This is a genomic window from Novosphingobium aquiterrae, from assembly GCF_042434435.1.
GTDB classification, from domain to species: Bacteria; Pseudomonadota; Alphaproteobacteria; order Sphingomonadales; family Sphingomonadaceae; genus Novosphingobium; species Novosphingobium aquiterrae.
The window spans coordinates 213,943-232,476 of record NZ_JBHLTL010000001.1; the positions used below are offsets into that span (position 1 = coordinate 213,943).

General features: G+C 65.7%; 19 protein-coding genes. 15 read left to right on the forward strand and 4 right to left on the reverse strand.

Going from position 1 to position 18,534, the window contains the following annotated elements; all coding sequences use genetic code 11:
• Positions 1-11: 11 nt before the first annotated feature.
• Positions 12-299, reverse strand: a complete 288-nt coding sequence (locus ACFFF7_RS01170) for a YnbE family lipoprotein (protein ID WP_379479531.1) — start codon at positions 297-299, stop codon at positions 12-14.
• Complete coding sequence (locus tag ACFFF7_RS01175) at positions 296-3,490, reverse strand: intermembrane phospholipid transport protein YdbH family protein (RefSeq protein WP_379479532.1); 3,195 nt, start codon at positions 3,488-3,490, stop codon at positions 296-298. Before ACFFF7_RS01175 ends, ACFFF7_RS01170 begins: the two co-directional genes overlap by 4 nt.
• A gap of 64 nt (positions 3,491-3,554) precedes the next feature.
• Here ACFFF7_RS01175 and radC point away from each other — a divergent pair, with 64 nt between their 5' ends.
• Both radC and ACFFF7_RS01185 read left to right on the forward strand, forming a co-directional pair.
• Entirely contained in the window at positions 3,555-4,250 is a 696-nt protein-coding gene (gene radC / locus ACFFF7_RS01180) for a RadC family protein (RefSeq protein WP_379479533.1), read from the forward strand.
• Between the two features lie 2 nt (positions 4,251-4,252).
• Entirely contained in the window at positions 4,253-4,954 is a 702-nt protein-coding gene (locus tag ACFFF7_RS01185) for an NRDE family protein (protein ID WP_379479534.1), read from the forward strand.
• Here ACFFF7_RS01185 and ACFFF7_RS01190 read toward each other — a convergent pair.
• On the reverse strand, positions 4,951-6,399 hold the full coding sequence (locus ACFFF7_RS01190) for a glycoside hydrolase family 125 protein (RefSeq protein ID WP_379479535.1): 1,449 nt from the start codon (positions 6,397-6,399) through the stop codon (positions 4,951-4,953). The two genes, ACFFF7_RS01185 and ACFFF7_RS01190, sit on opposite strands and share 4 nt — an antisense overlap.
• A gap of 98 nt (positions 6,400-6,497) precedes the next feature.
• On the opposite strand from ACFFF7_RS01190, the gene ACFFF7_RS01195 reads away from it, so the two are divergent.
• From ACFFF7_RS01195 to ACFFF7_RS01255, 13 genes are all read left to right on the forward strand, one after another.
• Positions 6,498-7,184: a VOC family protein gene (locus ACFFF7_RS01195; RefSeq protein WP_379479536.1), complete on the forward strand. Its 687-nt coding sequence runs from the start codon at positions 6,498-6,500 to the stop codon at positions 7,182-7,184.
• Entirely contained in the window at positions 7,184-7,561 is a 378-nt protein-coding gene (locus tag ACFFF7_RS01200) for a nuclear transport factor 2 family protein (protein WP_379480445.1), read from the forward strand. Before ACFFF7_RS01195 ends, ACFFF7_RS01200 begins: the two co-directional genes overlap by 1 nt.
• 79 nt (positions 7,562-7,640) lie before the next feature.
• Positions 7,641-8,954 carry an adenylosuccinate lyase gene (purB, locus tag ACFFF7_RS01205; protein WP_379479537.1) on the forward strand — a complete coding sequence of 438 codons (1,314 nt, stop codon included), beginning with the start codon at positions 7,641-7,643 and terminating at the stop codon, positions 8,952-8,954.
• A gap of 18 nt (positions 8,955-8,972) precedes the next feature.
• Positions 8,973-9,962, forward strand: coding sequence for an alpha/beta fold hydrolase (locus ACFFF7_RS01210; RefSeq protein ID WP_379479538.1), 990 nt, complete (start codon positions 8,973-8,975; stop codon positions 9,960-9,962).
• A 20-nt stretch (positions 9,963-9,982) separates the two neighbouring features.
• Positions 9,983-10,306, forward strand: a complete 324-nt coding sequence (locus ACFFF7_RS01215; protein WP_379479539.1) for a LapA family protein — start codon at positions 9,983-9,985, stop codon at positions 10,304-10,306.
• On the forward strand, positions 10,303-10,980 hold the full coding sequence (gene pyrF / locus ACFFF7_RS01220) for an orotidine-5'-phosphate decarboxylase (RefSeq protein ID WP_379479540.1): 678 nt from the start codon (positions 10,303-10,305) through the stop codon (positions 10,978-10,980). The genes ACFFF7_RS01215 and pyrF overlap by 4 nt, the downstream gene beginning before the upstream one ends.
• Before the next feature lie 77 nt (positions 10,981-11,057).
• The gene (locus tag ACFFF7_RS01225; RefSeq protein WP_379479541.1) at positions 11,058-11,816 is read left to right on the forward strand and encodes an SIMPL domain-containing protein; all 759 of its coding nucleotides are present in this window, start codon (positions 11,058-11,060) and stop codon (positions 11,814-11,816) included.
• Positions 11,817-11,917: 101 nt separating this feature from the next.
• On the forward strand, positions 11,918-12,550 hold the full coding sequence (locus ACFFF7_RS01230) for a phosphoribosylanthranilate isomerase (RefSeq protein ID WP_379479542.1): 633 nt from the start codon (positions 11,918-11,920) through the stop codon (positions 12,548-12,550).
• The gene (gene trpB / locus ACFFF7_RS01235) at positions 12,547-13,755 is read left to right on the forward strand and encodes a tryptophan synthase subunit beta (RefSeq protein ID WP_379479543.1); all 1,209 of its coding nucleotides are present in this window, start codon (positions 12,547-12,549) and stop codon (positions 13,753-13,755) included. Before ACFFF7_RS01230 ends, trpB begins: the two co-directional genes overlap by 4 nt.
• Before the next feature lie 92 nt (positions 13,756-13,847).
• Positions 13,848-13,985 (forward strand): hypothetical protein, encoded by a 138-nt coding sequence (locus ACFFF7_RS01240; protein ID WP_379479544.1) that lies wholly within the window; start codon positions 13,848-13,850, stop codon positions 13,983-13,985.
• The gene (gene trpA, locus ACFFF7_RS01245; protein ID WP_379479545.1) at positions 13,982-14,767 is read left to right on the forward strand and encodes a tryptophan synthase subunit alpha; all 786 of its coding nucleotides are present in this window, start codon (positions 13,982-13,984) and stop codon (positions 14,765-14,767) included. Before ACFFF7_RS01240 ends, trpA begins: the two co-directional genes overlap by 4 nt.
• Positions 14,768-14,773: 6 nt before the next feature.
• Entirely contained in the window at positions 14,774-15,622 is an 849-nt protein-coding gene (accD, locus tag ACFFF7_RS01250) for an acetyl-CoA carboxylase, carboxyltransferase subunit beta (protein WP_379479546.1), read from the forward strand.
• 7 nt (positions 15,623-15,629) lie between these two features.
• Positions 15,630-16,937, forward strand: a complete 1,308-nt coding sequence (locus ACFFF7_RS01255) for a bifunctional folylpolyglutamate synthase/dihydrofolate synthase (protein ID WP_379479547.1) — start codon at positions 15,630-15,632, stop codon at positions 16,935-16,937.
• On the opposite strand, the gene ACFFF7_RS01260 is transcribed toward ACFFF7_RS01255, so the two are convergent.
• Positions 16,915-18,489 carry an AmpG family muropeptide MFS transporter gene (locus ACFFF7_RS01260; protein WP_379479548.1) on the reverse strand — a complete coding sequence of 525 codons (1,575 nt, stop codon included), beginning with the start codon at positions 18,487-18,489 and terminating at the stop codon, positions 16,915-16,917. The genes ACFFF7_RS01255 and ACFFF7_RS01260 overlap by 23 nt on opposite strands.
• Positions 18,490-18,534 lie beyond the last annotated feature (45 nt).

The following is an 18,534-nucleotide window of genomic DNA, read 5'->3' on the forward strand; positions in this document are numbered from 1 at the left end:
CACGTACTCCATCAGAAGATGTCTTTGTTCTCGTCGATCGTGTTCCCGGCGTCTGCCGCGAGCCGATAGATGACTTCCTGCTTGATGTTGATGTTGAGCTCGATCACGATCGGCTTGTCCGGTGCATTGACCGAAACACATCCACCGAGCGCGAGCGCGCCGCCCATCACCACCCCCAGCGCAGCCAGACCCGTCCAATGGGCTGCCCGCTGGGCCGACCTCCGGTTCCAAGTTTGCGTTCCCTGCATCGCGGCAGTTCTCGCAGCCAAGGCGCGGTTGGTCAATTCGTGGGCTGTCATGGCTTATCCCTGCTGTCTGAAGGCTGAATAACGGGCGCTTTTTCGGGTGCCGGGTTGGCGACCGACGGGGTCAGTGCCTTGCCGTCCTTGTCGATCAGACCCAGCTCGCGCGGATCGCGCAGCGCCTTGGTATCGTAAAGCGAGCGGAACGTGCCGACCAGTTTCTGGAATGGTGCACGAATGTTGACGTTGAACTGGATCGGCAATTTGGCGAATTGTTTGGTGATGATGTTGCGCTTGGCGCCGGTGCCCTGCGTCACCCCGTCGAAGCGCACGCGGGTGACCAGTTCGCCTTCCAGTTCGCCGTCCATGGCGATCTGCATCCGCCGGTAATCGATCGACCGCAGCGTCTGAAACGCGAAATTGGCCATTGTGCCAAGGTCCTTGTAGGTCAGCTCGCCAACATAGGAGACGTTGCCGCCGGGCGGACGCGACACCAGCATGCCGCCTTCGATCCGCCCGCCGTTCTCATCGAAAACCAGCGGGAGCGCCCCGTCGAAGACGCCCCGCGCCGAAATATTGGCCAGCCCCATCCGCTCGATAAAGCGGGCGGCCTCGATCCCTTCGACTTCCAGCGTGAAGCGTCGCACATTGGCCGTACCAAAGGTCAGGCGTGTCGGCCGCAGGCGCAGCGTGCCGTCGAGGAACGGCCAGGTTGCGCCATTGATTACCAGATTGCGCTCTGCCTCCAGCTGAAACGACAGCTCGCCATCGTTCGCTTCGATCCCCGGATTGATCGAGGCGAACTTGAGCCGCTGGTCCGGGGCGGTGGTCAGGCCGAGAAGATCGTTGAAGACGACTGTGCCCGAAGTACCCTTGACCGGGCCGAAGGCGGCGGCGAAGTCGAGCTTGTCAGTGTGGAAGCGTCCGGTGCTGGTAACCTTGCCGCTTTGCCAGTCGATCCGTCCGGTGCCGGCGACCGTCCCCTGCGCATTGGCGATGACACCCAAGGCCAACGCGGTCAGTGTTGTCGGTTGCAGGTTGCGGTCGAACAGGATGCCCGGCACATCGAGGTCGGCAAAGCCGCGTTCGGTATCGAGATCGTGGACGATACTGGCGGTGACGACGTGGCGGTCGCTCTTGGGTTCACGCAGTACCGCATTGGCCTTGAAGGTCGTGCTGTGCAGGGTCAACGTGGCATCGCGGGCGATCAACGGGCGGAACCGGTCATCGACTTCGCGATCCTCGAGCCGGAACGATGTGCCATCCAGTGCCAGATCGCCGCCGCCAAAACGCCAGCGGCCGGCGGCATTGAAGATGTCGAGCGGGACATTGGCCAGCTTGAAGTCGGTGCCGGCAAAGGTGCCGCTGCTGACGGTGCCCAGCACGCCTTTCAGCGTATCGATCCGAAGCGCGGTGGCCTGGTCGAGCGGGCCTAGCGAGACGTCGATCGCGCGGGCGTTGACCGCGCCGGGCCAGGCAAACCCGACCGCGCCGCTGTTGAGGCGAATCGGCGTTGTTCCCAGCTTGCCGCTAAGCCTGAGCGACGTTGCCCCCGCCGCAAACCGCGTGCCGCGGCCATCGCTGCGCAACATCGCCTGGCCCGGTCCCGGACACAAGGTGATGTCGCGCTTTTCAAGGCTGAGGTCATTGATCGAAAAGCGATCGAAGCGCACCTGGGCACACTTGCGCCATACCGCCAGACCCTGCTGGCGCGACCAGGAGCCGTCGATCGGCAGCGTCAGGTTCTGCGCGATCCCGCCAGGCAGGCGGCCGGTGACCTGGGCCTGACCGGCAAAACCGATTGCGCCGCCGGGGCGCATCACCAGGGCAAATTGCGGCAAGGCGATGCGGGTATCGCCAGCGCGGTATTCCTGCATCGCGAAGCGCGCGAGCGTTGTGCCATTGCCCTGCGATTCGATCCGCCCCTCGATCCGCGGCAGCCCTGCCCCGCCGGTCAGCAAATTGCCGGCAAAGCGCGCACCGCCCCGTCCCCCCGCGTTCAGCTGCAGGCGCGACAGCGCAAGGATATCGGCGCCGCTGGTGCCGCGCAGCCGCGCCTGCGGCACCGACAGACTGGTCAGCGCGCCGGTCTGGCGCAGCAGGAAGCTGGCAGACAGCGCGCTGGCCTGTCCTTCACGCGCCAACGCAGCGCGCATCTGCGCCGCGACCGGGGCGATCAGCGTGTCCTTGCCTGCCCGCTCGGCATCGGCCAGCGCCTGATCGAGTGCCTGGTTCGGCCGTATGGCGCTGCCGCTGATTTCGCCTTCGCTTTCTAGCCGGGCAAAGCGGTCACCGCTGCGCACGATGCCCTTGGCGCCAAGCGCTCCCGCCGCGCCGTACTGAGTCTGCACGTTGCGGGTGGCGAGGTTATAGCTGGCGACCAGATCGCCCTTGGCGAAAGTGAAGTCGCCCTTGCCGGTGGCCGCCGCAGCGCGGACTCCCGCCGCCGACAGCGCCTGGGTAACGGCGTCATAGGTGCCCGAAAAGCGGTCGAACTGGTCGGTCGTATCGAGCACCAGCTGCGTTGCCGCCTGCCGTACCGCGATGCCTTGCTGCGGGCAATTCAACGCGGCGAAGCGCAGAGGTCCGGCGAAATGCGGCGCAGCGCCGCTGACCTTGATTGCGCCATAGGCGCTGGCCTTGTCGGCGCTGCACCCGCCCAGCGCCAGCCGCGGCGCGACCACGGCGAGGATCCCGGAGAAGCCGTCGCGCAAGTTGCCCTGCCCCTCGGTCTTGACCCCGATGATTCCGTAATCGCTGTCCAGCCGCGCGCGCCCATCGATCAGCGTCAGGTTGAGGTCGGGGATCGACGGCGGCTTGCCGGTGTTGCGGAACAGCACCTTGTCGAGCGCGCCAAAACTGGCCTTGGCATCCTTGAAAGTGCCGTAAAGCCGCGGGCGGATCAGCGTTACCGTATCCAGCGTCGGGATGCCGAAGCGCGGGGTGATCGCGACGATGGCCTTCTCCACCGTCATGTCGGGGTGCGCCGGATCGCCGATGACGATGTCGGTCAGGACTTGACGCCGGGTGCCGATCGACTGGATCTTGTAGGTCGCGGGCAGGCCAAGATCGCTGAGCTGACCGGCAATGATGCGATTGGCGATCGAGGTGCGCTGCCACCACACCACGGCGAGCGCAGCTATGGCAACGCCGGCCACCAGACCCAGCACAAGCCTGGCTCTCGGTCGCCGGCGCGGCGCCGGCGCATCGCCTGCCACGTCCGCTGGTTCGCCGTATTCGTCGGACATCGCCTTACCCTTGCGCGTTCGGCCGGCGAAAGGCAAGGAAGGCCGGACCAGCCGGAGGGACGAAGTGACTGATACCACGTCCGAAGCGCAGCACGACGGCGCCGGGCACCGCGCCAGGCTCAGGCAGCGCCTGCTGGAAGGCGGCGAAGGTGCGCTGGCCGATCACGAGCTGATTGAATACCTTTTGATGACGGCCATCCCCCGCCGCGATGTGAAGCCTCTATCAAAAAGCCTGCTCGCGCGTTTCGGTTCCCTGGCGGGCGTGTTCAACGCCGACGCTAGGGCGCTGGCCAACCACCCCGGCATGGGCGAAACCAGCGCCGCGGCGATCAAGATCGTTGCGCTGGGCATGCGCCGCCTGGCGCGGACCGCAGTGCAGGAACAGCCGCTGCTCGGATCGTGGCAGGCGCTTATCGATTACCTGACGATCGACATGGCGCATCTCAACCACGAGCGGGTGCGTATCCTCTATCTCGACGTGCGCAACCGCCTGATCCTCGACCACCTGCTGACCGACGGTTCGATCGACGAGGCTGCGATCCACCCGCGCGAGGTGGTCAAGAAGGCGCTCGATCTGGGGGCCAGCGCGCTGATCCTGGTCCATAATCACCCCTCCGGCTCGCCCGAACCAAGCCGCGCCGACATCCAGATCACCAATCGCATTGCCGAGGCGGGCCGGCTGCTGGGCATCGTCGTCCACGATCACGTGATCATCGGCAAGGAAGGCCATGTCAGCCTGAAAGCCAAGGGGCTGATTTAGCGATGTGCGTTGCCGCCATCGCCTGGGCCGCGCATCCGCGCTGGGCAATGGTGGCGATCGGCAACCGCGACGAGTTCCACGCCCGTCCCACCGCGCCGCTGCACGACTGGGGTGATGGCACGCTGGCCGGGCGCGATCTGCAGGCCGGCGGCACCTGGCTGGGCGTCAGCGCGGGCCGCTTTGGCCTGGTCACCAACCTGCGCGTACCCGGCTATCCCCGCCCGGACCTGGCATCGCGCGGGGCATTGGTCAGCGACTGGCTGCACGGCAAGGCTCCGCAGGCGGTGGAAACAATGAACCCGTTCAACCTGTGGCTTGCCGATCGGGATCGCCTGCTGTTTGTCTCCAACCAACCCGCAGTTGAGCAGATCGAACTCGAACCCGGAATCCACGGCCTGTCCAACGGTGCGCGCGGCGACCGCTGGTTCAAGACCGCACGGCTGGAAAGCGCACTGGCGCGGTGGCTGGATGGTACGTACGATCCCGCTGACCTGTTCACCGCGCTGACGGACCCGACGCCGCAGTCGGCCGATCCGGAAGATGCGTTCTCCTCGGTGTTCATCCGCAATCCCGCCTACGGGACGCGCTGCTCGACCGTGGTGCTGGTCGATGCCGGGGGGCAGGGACGAATCATCGAACGGCGCTTTGACGCGGCGGGAGAACCGACCGGCGAGACCGCGCTTGAATTCGGATGGCGGCCCTAGACCGCGCTATAATCCACCGCCAGCAAATGCGGGCGCTCGTTCGCCACCTTGACCACCAGTTCGCCGAACAGGCCGTTGACCCAGGCGAACCATTCGCGGGTGAACTTCGCCGGATCGTCCTTGTCGAAGGCTTCGTGCATGAAGCCTTTGCCGGCGTGGGTGGCGCGCAGGGTCTTGAGGCTCCAGGTGATCACCGCATCGTCGTCGCTCGATAGCGCGCGCAGGATGATCGACATCGGCCAGACCTGCCCTTCGCCGATATGCGGCCCGCCGATGCCCTCGGCAGCCATGCCTTTAAAGAACCACGGATTGGCCTCGCTCCACACCGCATCGGCGGTGGCGCGCCAGAGGGGATAGCTTGCAGGGAAACAGCGCAGATAGGCGAGTCCGAGCAGCGACGGCACGTTGGCATCGTCAATGAACAGGTGGTTGCCATAGCCGTCGGTTTCATAGGCGAAGACCTGGCGGCCGTCGGGCAAGACCATTGTCCCGTGCGCCATCACCGCCGCCTCGACCTCGGCGGCCAGGGCCAAGGCGTCGTCGGCCAGAACGTCGTCCCGCAGCACGGCGCGCGCTATTTCGGCAAGCTCGCGCAGCGTCGCCACCGCGAACAGGTTGCCCGGGATGTTGCAGGGATAGGTGCAGGCATCGTCCGAGGGGCGGAAGGCGGAATGGATCAGCCCGGTCTTGCGGGTCGGAACGCCAATCCCGGCGAGGGTCGTTTCGGTCGGCTGGGTCGATTGACGCTGGAAGCGGTAGGGACCGGGGCCGTCCTTGCGTTGCTGTTCCTTGAAGGTCGCAACGATGGTTCTGGCCGCCTTGGCCCAGGTGTCGTCGAACGGCTCGATATCGCCAGTCGCCTGCCAGTAATCGTGGGCCAGGCGCAGGACATAGCACAGCGAATCGACTTCCCATTTCCGCTCGGCCACCCCCGGCTTCATCTCAGTCTTGTCGGTTCGCGACCAGAACAGCGCCGTCCGATCGGCCGGATCCTTCATGAAGGCATTGGCATAGGGATCGATCAGCACGCAGCGGGCGTGGCGGCGGATCAGTCCGCGATACAGGCTGGTCAGCGCCTCATCACCCGCGGCCAGATGCAGATAGGGCCGCATCTGCGCCGCCGAATCGCGCAGCCACAGGCACGGGATATCGCCGGTAATGACGAAGGCATCGTCCTTCCCGTCGACCGTGCCCATGAACACCGTTGTATCCAGCGTGTTGGGAAAGCAGTTGCCGAACAGCCACTTGAGCTCGGGATCGGCGATCAGCGCGGAAACCCGGTCGATCTCGCGCTCGACCGCCTTGCTGACGAACTTGCGCGCGGCGCTTGCCGGACGGTTGGATTTGAACACGGCGACCTCCTGCGCGTGCAACCGCCGCGGCACCAGCGCCAGCGCCGCCGCAGCGGCAAGAAACGAACGGCGAGGGAGCGGAGCGACTTGCACTGAACGCAGTGGTGGCGTCTTGCCACCTTCCGCGCAAGCCCCGCTGGCAATCACGAGCGATCTCTCTTAATCTGGCGATTAAATCGAGGAGAGGCCCAATGACCGTCCAGCAGCCTGATGGAATCCACCACATCGCGATCATGTCGGCGAACATGAAGGAACAGCTGACTTTCTTCACCCAGGTGATGGGCTTTCCGCTGGTCGGCCTGTTCGACATGCACGGCGTGCCCGGCGGCAAGCATGCCTTCCTGCGGATGGCCGATGACAGCTTCTTCTCGGTGGTCGAACTGGCCGGGATTGCCGAGATCCCCTCGACCATCGGCATCACCCATGCAGGCACCGGCGCGGGCAAGTGCGCCGCTGGGACCATGCAGCACGTGGCCTTCCGCGTCCCTGACGAGGCCGGGCTGATCGCCATGCAGAACCGCATCCGTGAGGCTGGCGTTCCCGCAATTGGCCCGATTGGCCACGGCTTCTGCAAGTCGATCTACTTCGCCGGGCCAGAAGGGCTGACGCTGGAAGTCAGCTACGCGGTCAGCGAAGTCGACTCCGCGCACTGGGTCGATCCGGCGATGCTGGCGGAATGCGGCATTTCGGGCGAAGAAGCCCAGGCCATGCTCAATCCCCCGCCCTGCACTGCCACAGGCCCGGTGCCGCAACCGGCCTATGACGCCAGCAAGCCGCAACTGGCCTATCCGGTCGAGACCCTCAAGGCGATCCTGTCCACGCCCGACGCGGCGATCACCATGCAGGGCAGCTACAACGAGCCGCCGGTAGCGGCATGATGGACGACACGGATTCGGTCGCTACGGTGCGCGCACTTGAAACGCGCTTGCAGGTTGCAATGCTGGCTGGCGATGTATCGACTTTGGACGCGTTGATCGACGACCGCCTGGTCTTTACAACGCCGGATGGAACCGTGACCGGCAAGGAACAGGATCTCGCGGCGCATGCCAACGGCATGCTCCGCCTCAGCAAGCTGGACATCACGGATTCGACTCTATGGCCGCTTGATGACCAGGTCGTTGCGACCGTCAGGGCGGATCTTGCAGGCAGCTATGCTGGCGCCACCTTTGCGGGAACCTTTGCCTATACGCGGTTATGGCAATGCACATCTGGCAGTTGGCGGATTGTTGCCGGGCATGCCAGCCAACTGACTTAGGTGGACAGGGCCTGCCCCGCCCCTTGCCTTCCGGCACCCCCTCCCTTAGCGGCTCCAGCACAAACCCAAGGAGTTTCACATGGTCCCCCGCTATGCCCGCCCCGCGATGACCGCGATCTGGGAGCCGGAGGCGCGCTATCGCATCTGGTTCGAGATCGAAGCGCACGCCACGCAGAAGCTGGGCGAACTGGGCGTGGTCCCGGCCAGCGGGGCCAAGGCGCTGTGGGACTGGTGGGCGACCAATCCCAAGATCGATGTCACCGCGATCGACGCGATCGAGGCGGTGACCAAGCACGACGTGATCGCCTTCCTCGACTGGGTGGCGCAGCAGGTCGGTCCCGAAGCCCGCTTCATGCACCAGGGCATGACCAGCAGCGACGTGCTCGACACCACGCTGTCGGTGCAGCTGGCCCAGGCCAGCGACCTGCTTCTCGCCGACCTCGACGCCCTGCTCGCCGCGCTCAAGAAGCGCGCGCTGGAGCACAAATACACCCCGACCATCGGACGCAGCCACGGCATCCATGCCGAGCCGACCACCTTCGGCAAGAAGCTGGCCGAGGCCTATGCCGAGTTCGCCCGCTGCAAGGCGCGGCTGGTGGCAGCGCGCGCCGAAGTGGCGACCTGCGCGATTTCGGGCGCGGTCGGGACCTTTGCCAATATCGATCCCTCGGTCGAGGAATACGTTGCCGATAAGCTGGGCCTGGCGGTCGAGCCGGTCAGCACCCAGGTGATCCCGCGCGACCGCCACGCGATGTTCTTTGCCACCCTTGGGGTGATCGCCAGCTCGATCGAGCGCCTCGCGATCGAGATCCGCCACCTGCAGCGCACCGAGGTGCTGGAGGCGGAGGAATACTTCGCGCCCGGGCAGAAGGGCTCCAGCGCGATGCCGCACAAGCGCAACCCGGTGCTGACCGAAAACCTCACCGGCCTTGCGCGGATGGTTCGCTCGGCGGTCACCCCGGCGCTGGAAAACGTGGCACTGTGGCACGAGCGTGACATCAGCCATTCCTCGGTCGAACGCTTCATCGGTCCCGACGCGACGATCACGCTCGACTTCGCGCTGGCGCGGCTGACCTCGGTGGTCGACAAGCTGCTGGTCTACCCCGAGCGGATGCAGCGCAACCTCGACAAGATGGGCGGCCTGGTCCACTCGCAGAGGGTGCTGCTGGCGCTGACCCAGGCGGGCCTCGAGCGCGATGCCAGCTACCGTCTGGTCCAGCGCAATGCGATGAAGGTGTGGGAAAGCGACGGACAGCTCAGTCTGCTCGAACTGCTCAAGGCCGATCCCGAAGTCAGCGCGGTAATGAGCGCGGCGGAGCTGGAAGAGAAGTTCAATCTCGACTACCACTTCAAGGCGATCGACACGATTTTTGCGCGGGTGTTCGGGGACTGACGAACAAGGGGATTTGCGATGAAGCGGCTGCTCAAGTGGACCCTCGGCCTGCTCCTCGTGGCCGTCATCGCCCTGTTCGCCTGGGGCTATGCCCCCGATACCGATATCGCCGCGATGAGGGCCAAATACGCCAACGCGGCCTCGCAGTTTGTCGATGTCGGCGGCGGGCTGACCATGCATGTGCGTGATGAGGGCAAGCGCGACGGCCCGGTGCTGGTACTGCTCCACGGCTCCAACGCCTCGCTCCACACCTGGGAGCCTTGGGTGGCACGGCTCGGCGCGAAATACCGCGTTATCAGCCTCGACCAGATCGGGCACGGGCTGACCGGGCCGAACCCGGCCGGCAAGTACGACGGCGATGCCTTCGTCGCCACGCTCGACGCGCTGATGGTCAAGCTGGGCGTCGGCAAGTTCGCGCTCGCCGGCAATTCGATGGGTGGCTACGTAGCCTGGGAATATGCCCTGGCGCACCCCGGCAAGCTGACGCACCTGATCCTGGTCGATGCCGCTGGCCCGCCCGAAGACCCGCACAAGAAGCTCCCTATCGGCTTCAAGCTCATGCAGAACCCGGTGCTGAGCAAACTGGCCCTGGTCATTACGCCGCGTTCGCTGTTCGAAAAATCGGTGCACCAGTCAGTATCCAACCAGGCTGTAGTTACCCCCGCCGCGATCGATCGCTATTGGGAACTCAACCGCTATCCCGGCAATCGCCAGGCAACTCTGGATCGGTTCGCGACGCACTCCGGGCGCAATCGCGACGTCGGCCGGATCGGGACTATTGCGGTCCCAACCCTGATCCTGTGGGGCGCGGATGACAAATTGATCCCGGTCAGCGGCGCGGACTGGTTCGCCAGCCAGATCACCGGGTCGCAGAAGATCGTTTACCCGGGCATCGGACACGTGCCGATGGAAGAAGCGGCCGATCGCAGCGCCGCCGATGTCGATGCTTTCCTGTCTAAGCCCTTCCCTTCGCCCACCAAAGTGCCTAGCCTTTTGCCCGACGCCTGACGTTTACGAGGATACGGCCAATGCAAATCATCCGCACCATCGTCTGGGTACTGGTCCTGGTCGCGCTGTTGCTGTTTTCGCTGAACAACTGGCAGGTCGTATCGATCAAGATCTGGGAAGGTCTGATCCTTGAAACCAAGCTGCCGGTGCTGGTCATGATTTCGTTCCTGATGGGCCTGCTGCCGATGTGGCTGCTGCACAAGGGTACGAAGTGGCGGGCCAACCGGCGGATCAGCGCGCTGGAAAATTCGGTCCGCGCGGCTTCGGTATCGACCCCGACCATGGTCGGCAGCGCAACCCAGCTTGACGCGGCGGCCGCTGACCAGCAATCGCCCGGCCTATGAACACCAACCCCGTTTACCTCGCGCTCGATTTTCCCCGTCTTGAAACGGCAGAGGCCGTCGCGCGCAAGGTCAAGGATCATGTCGGCGGGCTCAAGCTGGGGATGGAATTCTTCTATGCCCATGGCCACCACGGCGTGCACGAGATTGCCAAGATCGGCCTGCCGCTATTCCTCGACCTGAAGCTGCACGACATTCCCAATACCGTCGCCGGGGCGATGCAGGCGGTCCATGTACTCGAACCGGCGATCGTCACGGTCCACGCCAGCGGCGGACAGGCGATGATGGAAGACGCCAAGGCCGCCGCCGGAGAGCATTGCAAGGTCGTTGCCGTGACCCTGCTTACCAGCATGGACGAAAATGACATGGCAGCGACCGGGATCGGCGGCACGCCGCACGACCAGGTTCTGCGCCTGGCCGAACTGGCGCACAAGGCCGGTCTCGACGGTATCGTCTGTTCGGGGCATGAGGTCGGCGCGGTCCACCGCCAGTGGAAGGACGGGTTTTTCGTCGTTCCCGGTCTGCGCCTGCCAGACGGCAAGGCCGGTGACCAGAAGCGCACCGTGACCCCGCGCCAGGCCCGCAACGACGGCGCAAGCATTCTGGTGGTTGGCCGCCCGATCAGCCGCGCCGAGGATCCCGTCGCCGCCGCCCGCGCGATCGAGGCAACTCTCTAGGCAGCCGCGCGTTAGTTCACCGCGCAGAAAGCACGGCCCGTCCAATGCAGCGCAAACGGCACCTAAGGAGTATTGCCATGAAATCGCTGAAACTTGCCATTGCCGCCGGCGCGCTTGTCGCCGCTGGCCTGACATCGGGAGCCGCCATGGCCCAGACCGCCACCCCCGTCCCCGCCATTGCCCAGGGCAATACCTTGCTGACCGTGTCCGCTGACGGCAAGTCGACCCGCACGCCCGATCTCGCGATGTTCAGCGCCGGTGTGACCACGCAAGGCGCGACCGCGGGCGAGGCGATGAGCGCCAATGCCGCAGCCATGGCCAAGGTCTTTGCCGCACTCAAGAAAGCCGGGATCGCCGACAAGGACGTCCAAACCAGCAATATCAACCTCAATCCGATCTACGGCCAGCCGGTGATCGGCCCCAACGGGCAGGTGACGCAGGAACCGCGCATCGTCGGTTACCAGGCCAACAACACCGTATCGGTCAAGCAGCGCAACCTGAAGGCCATGGGCGGCGTGCTCGACGCGCTGGTCTCGGCTGGGGCCAACAATATCAACGGCCCGAGCTTCCAGGTCGATGATGCCGATGTGGCGCAGGATGAAGCCCGGATAGCCGCGATGACCAAGGCCCGCGCCCGCGCTCAGCTCTACGCCCGCGCCGCCGGCCTTCGCGTGGTGCGGATCGTCTCGATCAGCGAAAGCGGCGGCTATGCCCCGCCGCCGATGCCGGTGATGTACGCCAAGGCGGCGATGGACCGCGCCGAATCGACCCCAATTGCGGTGGGCGAGGTCGAATCGCAGGTCAATGTCACGGTGCAGTTCGAACTGGCACCGTAGAACTTTCCAATCCCCCCGTTCGCGTCGAGCGAAGTCGAGACGCCGCGCACAGGTGTCTCGACGATGCTCGACACGAACGGGGCTTTGGCTATTAGGCGGGAATGCCCGCCCCCCTGATCAAGATCTGCGGCATTTCGACCGTCGAAACGCTCGAAGCGGCGATTGCCGCGCGGGCCGATTTCGCCGGGTTGATGTTCTATGCGCCCAGCCCGCGCGTGGTCAGCGCCGAACAGGCCGCGCGGCTTGCCGAACAGGCCGGTTCGCGGATCGGGCGGGTCGGCGTGTTCGTCGATCCCGACGACGACCTGCTGGGCGATGCCGTGGCAGCAGGGCGTCTCGATGCGATCCAGCTCCACCGTGTAAGCGCCGCGCGCCGGGCCGAGGTCCGGCAGCGGTTCGGGCTGCCGATCTGGGCGGTGCTGGAAGTGGCCGGTCCGGGCGATCTGGCGGCGCTGGGGCACTATGACAGCTTCGACCGGCTGATCTACGACGCCAAGACGCCCAGGAACGCCTTGCCGGGCGGCATGGGACTGTCGTTCGACTGGACCATGTTGCGCGCAGCGCGCCATCCCGGGCCGTGGGGCCTGGCCGGCGGCCTGTCCGCGGCCAACGTGGCCGAGGCGGTGCGGATTACCGGCGCGCCGCTGCTGGATGTCTCTTCGGGAGTCGAGACCGCTCCGGGGGTCAAGGATGTGGACTTGATCGCGGCGTTCTGCCAAGCGGCCCGCCTATGACCACCGCCAATTCCTATCGCACCCAGCCTGACGAACGCGGACACTTCGGCCAGTTCGGCGGGCGTTACGTCGCCGAAACGCTGATGCCGCTGATCCTCGATCTGGAGCGCGAATATGCCGCGGCCAAGGCCGATCCGGCGTTCAAGGCCGAGTTCGACGATCTGCTCGAACACTATGTCGGCCGCCCCAGCCCGCTCTACTTCGCGCCGCGGCTGACCGAAGAGCTTGGCGGCGCCCAGGTCTGGTTCAAGCGCGACGAGCTCAACCATACCGGCGCGCACAAGATCAACAACTGCATCGGCCAGATCCTGCTGGCGATCCGGATGGGCAAGACCCGGATCATCGCCGAGACCGGCGCGGGCCAGCACGGCGTGGCTACCGCCACGGTCTGCGCGCGGTTCGGCCTGCCCTGCGTGATCTTCATGGGCGCGACCGACGTGGCGCGCCAGGCGCCCAACGTGTTCCGGATGAAGCTGCTCGGCGCAGAAGTGCGCCCAGTCACTGCCGGCGCGGCTACACTGAAGGACGCGATGAACGAGGCGCTGCGCGACTGGGTCGCCAATGTCCACGACACCTTCTACATCATCGGCACCGCCGCCGGCCCGCACCCCTATCCCGAGCTGGTCCGCGATTTCCAGAGCGTGATCGGCAAGGAAGCGCGTGCCCAGATGCTCAGCCGGGTGGGCCGCTTGCCCGACCTGCTGGTCGCGGCAATTGGCGGGGGCAGCAATGCGATCGGGCTGTTCCACCCGTTTCTCGACGATCCCGACGTGAAGATGCTGGGCGTTGAGGCAGCCGGGCATGGCCTCGACAAGGAACATGCCGCCAGCCTTGCCGGTGGCCGCCCCGGCATCCTCCACGGCAACAAGACCTACCTGCTGCAGGACGCGGACGGCCAGATCACCGAGGGCCACTCGATCAGCGCGGGGCTCGACTATCCCGGGATCGGCCCCGAGCACGCCTGGCTCAAGGAAGTCGGGCGGGTCGATTATACCTCGGTCACCGACACCGAAGCGCTCGACGGCTTCCAACTGCTGTGCCGCACCGAAGGCATCATCCCCGCGCTCGAACCGGCCCACGCCATCGCCGCGGTCAAGAAAGTCGCGCCGACCATGGGCAAGGACCAGATCGTGCTCGCCAACCTGTGCGGCCGCGGCGACAAGGATATCTTCTCGGTCGCGGAGCATCTGGGGGTGGAGTTGTGAGGCGTCAGCACCGGAGACATAGAAATCCGGATGACCTCTCCGCTGTGAGGCCAAACTGGCCTGTGCGCCGTGCCGCATTAGTCTTCTGTTTCATGGCTATCTTTATGTTGGTGTGGCGATTGGTCCAAAAAGGCGAGCAGTTTGGTGGGGCAGACGCGGCCTTTGTCGTTCTCTTTGCCACTGCGATGGCAGTTTTTGAATTCTTCCGAGTCGGGAAGACCAAAGCATGACCCGCCTCCAATCCGCCTTCGCCAAGGGCCCCGCCCTCGTCACCTTCGTCACCGGGGGTGATCCGACGCCGGAGACCACGCTCTCGATCCTCGACGCGCTCGTCGCGGGCGGCGCGGATGTGATCGAGCTGGGCATGCCGTTCACCGATCCGATGGCCGATGGCCCGGCGATCCAGGCGGCCAATCTGCGCAGCCTGGGCGCGGGGACGACTACCGCCGACATTTTCCACATCGCTTTGCGCTTTCGCGAGAAGCATCCCGACACGCCGCTGGTGCTGATGGGCTATGCTAACCCTATGGTGACCCGCGGCCCCGAATGGTTCGCCGCTGAGTGTGCCAAGGCCGGGGTCGACGGGGTGATCTGCGTCGACATTCCGCCCGAAGAAGATGCCGAGCTTGGTCCCGCGCTGCGCGCCCGCCAGGTCAGCCTGATCCGCCTGGCCACGCCGACCACCGATGCGGCGCGGCTGCCGGCGGTGCTCGAAGGCTCGTCGGGGTTCCTCTACTACGTCTCGGTCGCCGGGATCACCGGGCTGCAACAGGCCGCGCAGGCCAGCATCGACGAGGCCGTCGCGCGGATCAAGCAGCACGCCACCATCCCGGTCGCGGTCGGCTTCGGCGTGCGCACGCCCGAACAGGCGGCAGCGATCGCCAGGGTGGCCGACGGCGTGGTGGTCGGCTCGGCCTTGGTCGAACTTGTCGCGCAACATGGGACGGACGCCGCCGGCCCGGTCCGCGAACTGACGGCTGCGCTTGCCGCCGCCGTCCACGGTGCTAGGTAAGCGCGCATGAGCTGGATCGATCGTGTTCGCAAAGCGCTGCCCTTTCAGGACAAGCGCGACACCCCCGACAACCTGTGGACCAAGTGCCCGTCGTGCACCGAAATGCTGTTCACCAAGGAGTACGAGGAAAACCTGAGCGTGTGCCCGCGCTGCGAGCATCACGGCCGGATCGGCGCCGATACGCGGCTGGGCCAGTTGCTCGACCCCGGGTTCAAGGTGCTCGACAATCCCAAGGTCAAAGAAGACCCGCTCAAGTTCCGCGACCAGAAGAAGTATCCCGACCGGCTCAAGGCCGCCCGCGCCGCCAATCCGCATCCGGACGCGCTGACCAACGCGGCCGGCAGCATCGACGGGCACAAGGTTGTGCTTGGCGTGCAGGACTTTGCCTTCATGGGCGGGTCGATGGGCATGGCGGTCGGCGCAGCCTTTGTCGCCGGGGCCGAACGCGCGATCAAGGACAAGTGCGCCTATGTGATCTGCACCGCCGCCGGCGGCGCGCGGATGCAGGAGGGCATTCTCAGCCTGATGCAGATGCCCAAGGCGACCGTGGCGATCAGCCGCCTGAAGCGCGCCGGGCTGCCCTATGTGGTGGTGCTGACCGATCCGACCACCGGCGGGGTCACCGCGAGCTATGCCATGCTTGGCGACGTGCACATTGCCGAGCCGGGCTGCCTGATCGGCTTTGCCGGGCAGCGGGTGATCCAGGACACGATCCGCGAGAAGCTGCCCGAAGGCTTCCAGCGCGCCGAATACCTGCACGAACACGGCATGGTCGACATGGTCGTGCACCGCCGCGACCTGAAGGCGACGCTGGCCTCCGTGCTCGACTATCTGGGCGCGGCCAAGGCGGCCTGATCCGCCGATGCGCGATTTCGCGATTTCGGACAATCCGCGCGTCCAGGCGCAGCTCGATCGGCTGGGCGCGCTGAGCCTGCCACAAGGTCGGATCGGGCTGGAGACGATCCACGCCCTGCTGGCGCGGCTGGGCAATCCCGAACGCGATTTACCGCCGGTGTTCCATGTCGCCGGGACCAACGGCAAGGGGAGCACCTGCGCCTATCTGCGCGCGATGTTCGAGGCCGAGGGTCTGACGGTCCACGCCGCGACCAAGCCGCACCTGGTACGTTACAACGAACGCATCCGGATTGCCGGAAAGCTGATCGCGGACGACCTGCTGGCCGACCTGCTGCAAGAGGTGCTGGACGCTGGCGAAGACCTGGCGCCCAGTTTCTTTGAAGTCACTGCGGCGGCGACCTTCCTGGCCTTTCACCGCATCCCGGCCGACGTCTGCGTGATCGAGGTCGGGCTGGGCGGGCGCTTCGATGCAACCAATGTGCTCGATGGCCAGGCCGCCTGCGGGATCGCTAGCCTGGGAATCGATCACGAAGCCTTTCTACTCACGCCGGAAGCGGGCGTCCCGGAGGACCCGCTATGCCGGATCGCCTTTGAAAAGGCCGGAATTGCTCGCCCCGGCGTGCCGCTGGTGACCCAGGCCTATTGCCCGGACATGACCCGCACGATCATCGACCACGCGATGCAGGTCGGCGCCCGAACCGCGATCCGCGGGCTCGACTGGCACGCCGCGATCGGCGCGCGGATTGCCTATCGCGACCGCCACGGCGCGCTGGACCTGCCGCTGCCTGCGCTGGCCGGCACGCACCAGGCCGATAACGCCGCGCTGGCGGTGGCAATGCTGCGGCACCAGGACCGCGTGCCGGTTTCGCCCGAAGCAATGGCACGCGGCATCGCCAGCGCGCGCTGGCCGGCGCGGTTGCAGCGGCTTGGTCCGGGGCCGTTGACCGCGCTGGTGCCGGGGCGCACGGTGTGGCTCGATGGTGGGCACAACGTCGACGCGGGCCTGGCAATCGCGCGGCACTTTGCCGGTGCGCCGTCGCTGCACCTGATCACCGGGATGCTATCCAGCAAGGATCCGGCCGCGATCGTCGCGCCGCTGCGCGGGCATCTGCTCAGCCTGTCGGTCATCCCCGCCCCCGGCCACGACGCGCACCGCCCAGAAGATATCGCCGCGCATGCCGACCTGCCGGTCCGCGCCTTTGCCGATGTTGCGGCGGCGCTTGGCGCACTTCCGCCCGAAGGCGACGTGCTGATTGCCGGGTCGCTTTACCTGGCCGGCGAGGTGCTGCGGCTCAACCGCGAACGTCCGGACTGACCGCGGCCCTAGGCCGGGCCAGCCAGGCGATGCCCCCGCCCACCAGAAGCAGTGCGGCGCAGGCAAGCGTCGTCGAATTAGCCCATTTGAGTGGTTGCGACAGCAGCAGTCCGACCAGGCCCAGCACCGCCAGGGAGAAGCCCGCCAGGCGCGGCCAGCCGATTGGCTGGCGTAGTGCCGTCTCGTCGATCCCGCCGGTCTGGCGGATGCCCTGAACGACATAGCCCTTGCTCCACAGCGTCCACAGCAGCAGCATCCCCGGTACGGCGGCGACCACGGTAAAGCCCCAAAAGCCGAACCAGCCGAACTTGTCGGCGATGATCCCGGCCGGCCCGGCCATGAAGGTTCGGCCGACCCCGGCGAACGACGACAGCAGCGCGAACTGCGTCGCGGTATAGGCAATGCTCGACAGGCCCGAAAGATAGGTGGTGAACACCGTCAGGCCGATCCCGCTGGTCAGGTTCTCGGTCCCGATCGCCGCCACCAGCATCCAGTAATTGTTGCCGCTGAGCGCCAGGATCATGAACATGACGTTGGAGAACATCATCAGCAGACCCGAAATCAGCAGCGCCCTGCCCATGCCCAGCCACAGGATGAACGGGGCGCCCAGCGCCGATCCGACGATCAGCGCGGCAAAGCCCCAGATCTTGTTGGCCGAGATATAGTCGAGATCGGCAAAACCCAGATCGACGATCATCGGGCTGAGCATGGCCTGGCCCATCGCGTCGCCGACCTTGTAGAGCAGGACAAAGGCAAGGATAATGAATGCGCCGTGGCGCGAGAGGAATTCGCGGAACGGGTTGATCACCGCCTCGGTCAGGAACTGCCGCGTGCTCATGCCGCTGACATGGGCGAAGCGGTCGACGAAGCGGCCTTCGCCGATCCACAATGCTCCCAGGATCGCCGGGACGATGCAGAACGCGGTCAGGCCGTAAGCCGTCGCCCAGCCCAGCCCCAGTCCCTCGGTCGAGGCGAAATAGATCGTCCCCGCCCCGGCGATCAGATTGCCGGTGCGATAGCCGAACTGGTTGGTCGCGGTGCCGTGAGCGAACTCTTCCTCGTCGAGGATTTCGATGCGGTAGGCGTCGATGACGATGTCTTGCGTCGCGGAGAGGAACGCCGTGATCAGCGCCCAGATTGCAAACAGCGTCAGGTGCCCCGGGCGCGGATCGCTGGCGCCCAGCTGCCATACCGAGAGGAACAGCAGCGCCTGGATCAGGAACAGCCAGCCGCGGCGCTGCCCGAACCGGCGGGTCAGGAACGGCAAGTGCAGCTTGTCGACCAGTGGCGCCCACAGGAACTTGATCGTATAGGGAATGCCCAGCGCCACCGCGAAGCCGATCGTCGCCGTGTCGATCTTCACCTTGGCCAGCCAGAAGGTCATCGTTGCTACCAGTAGCGTCAGCGGGAAACCGCTGGATATGCCGAGCAGGAAAGCGACCAGCGGGGCCTTGCGAATATAGGGGCGGAAGGTCTTGCTGGTCAGCGCGATCAGCACCAGCGCAATCAGCACTCCGGCAAAGATCAGGAACCGGATAAGATCAACCGACATTGCAACACCCTAACGACCCAACTTTACTGGCGAACCTAGCGCCGA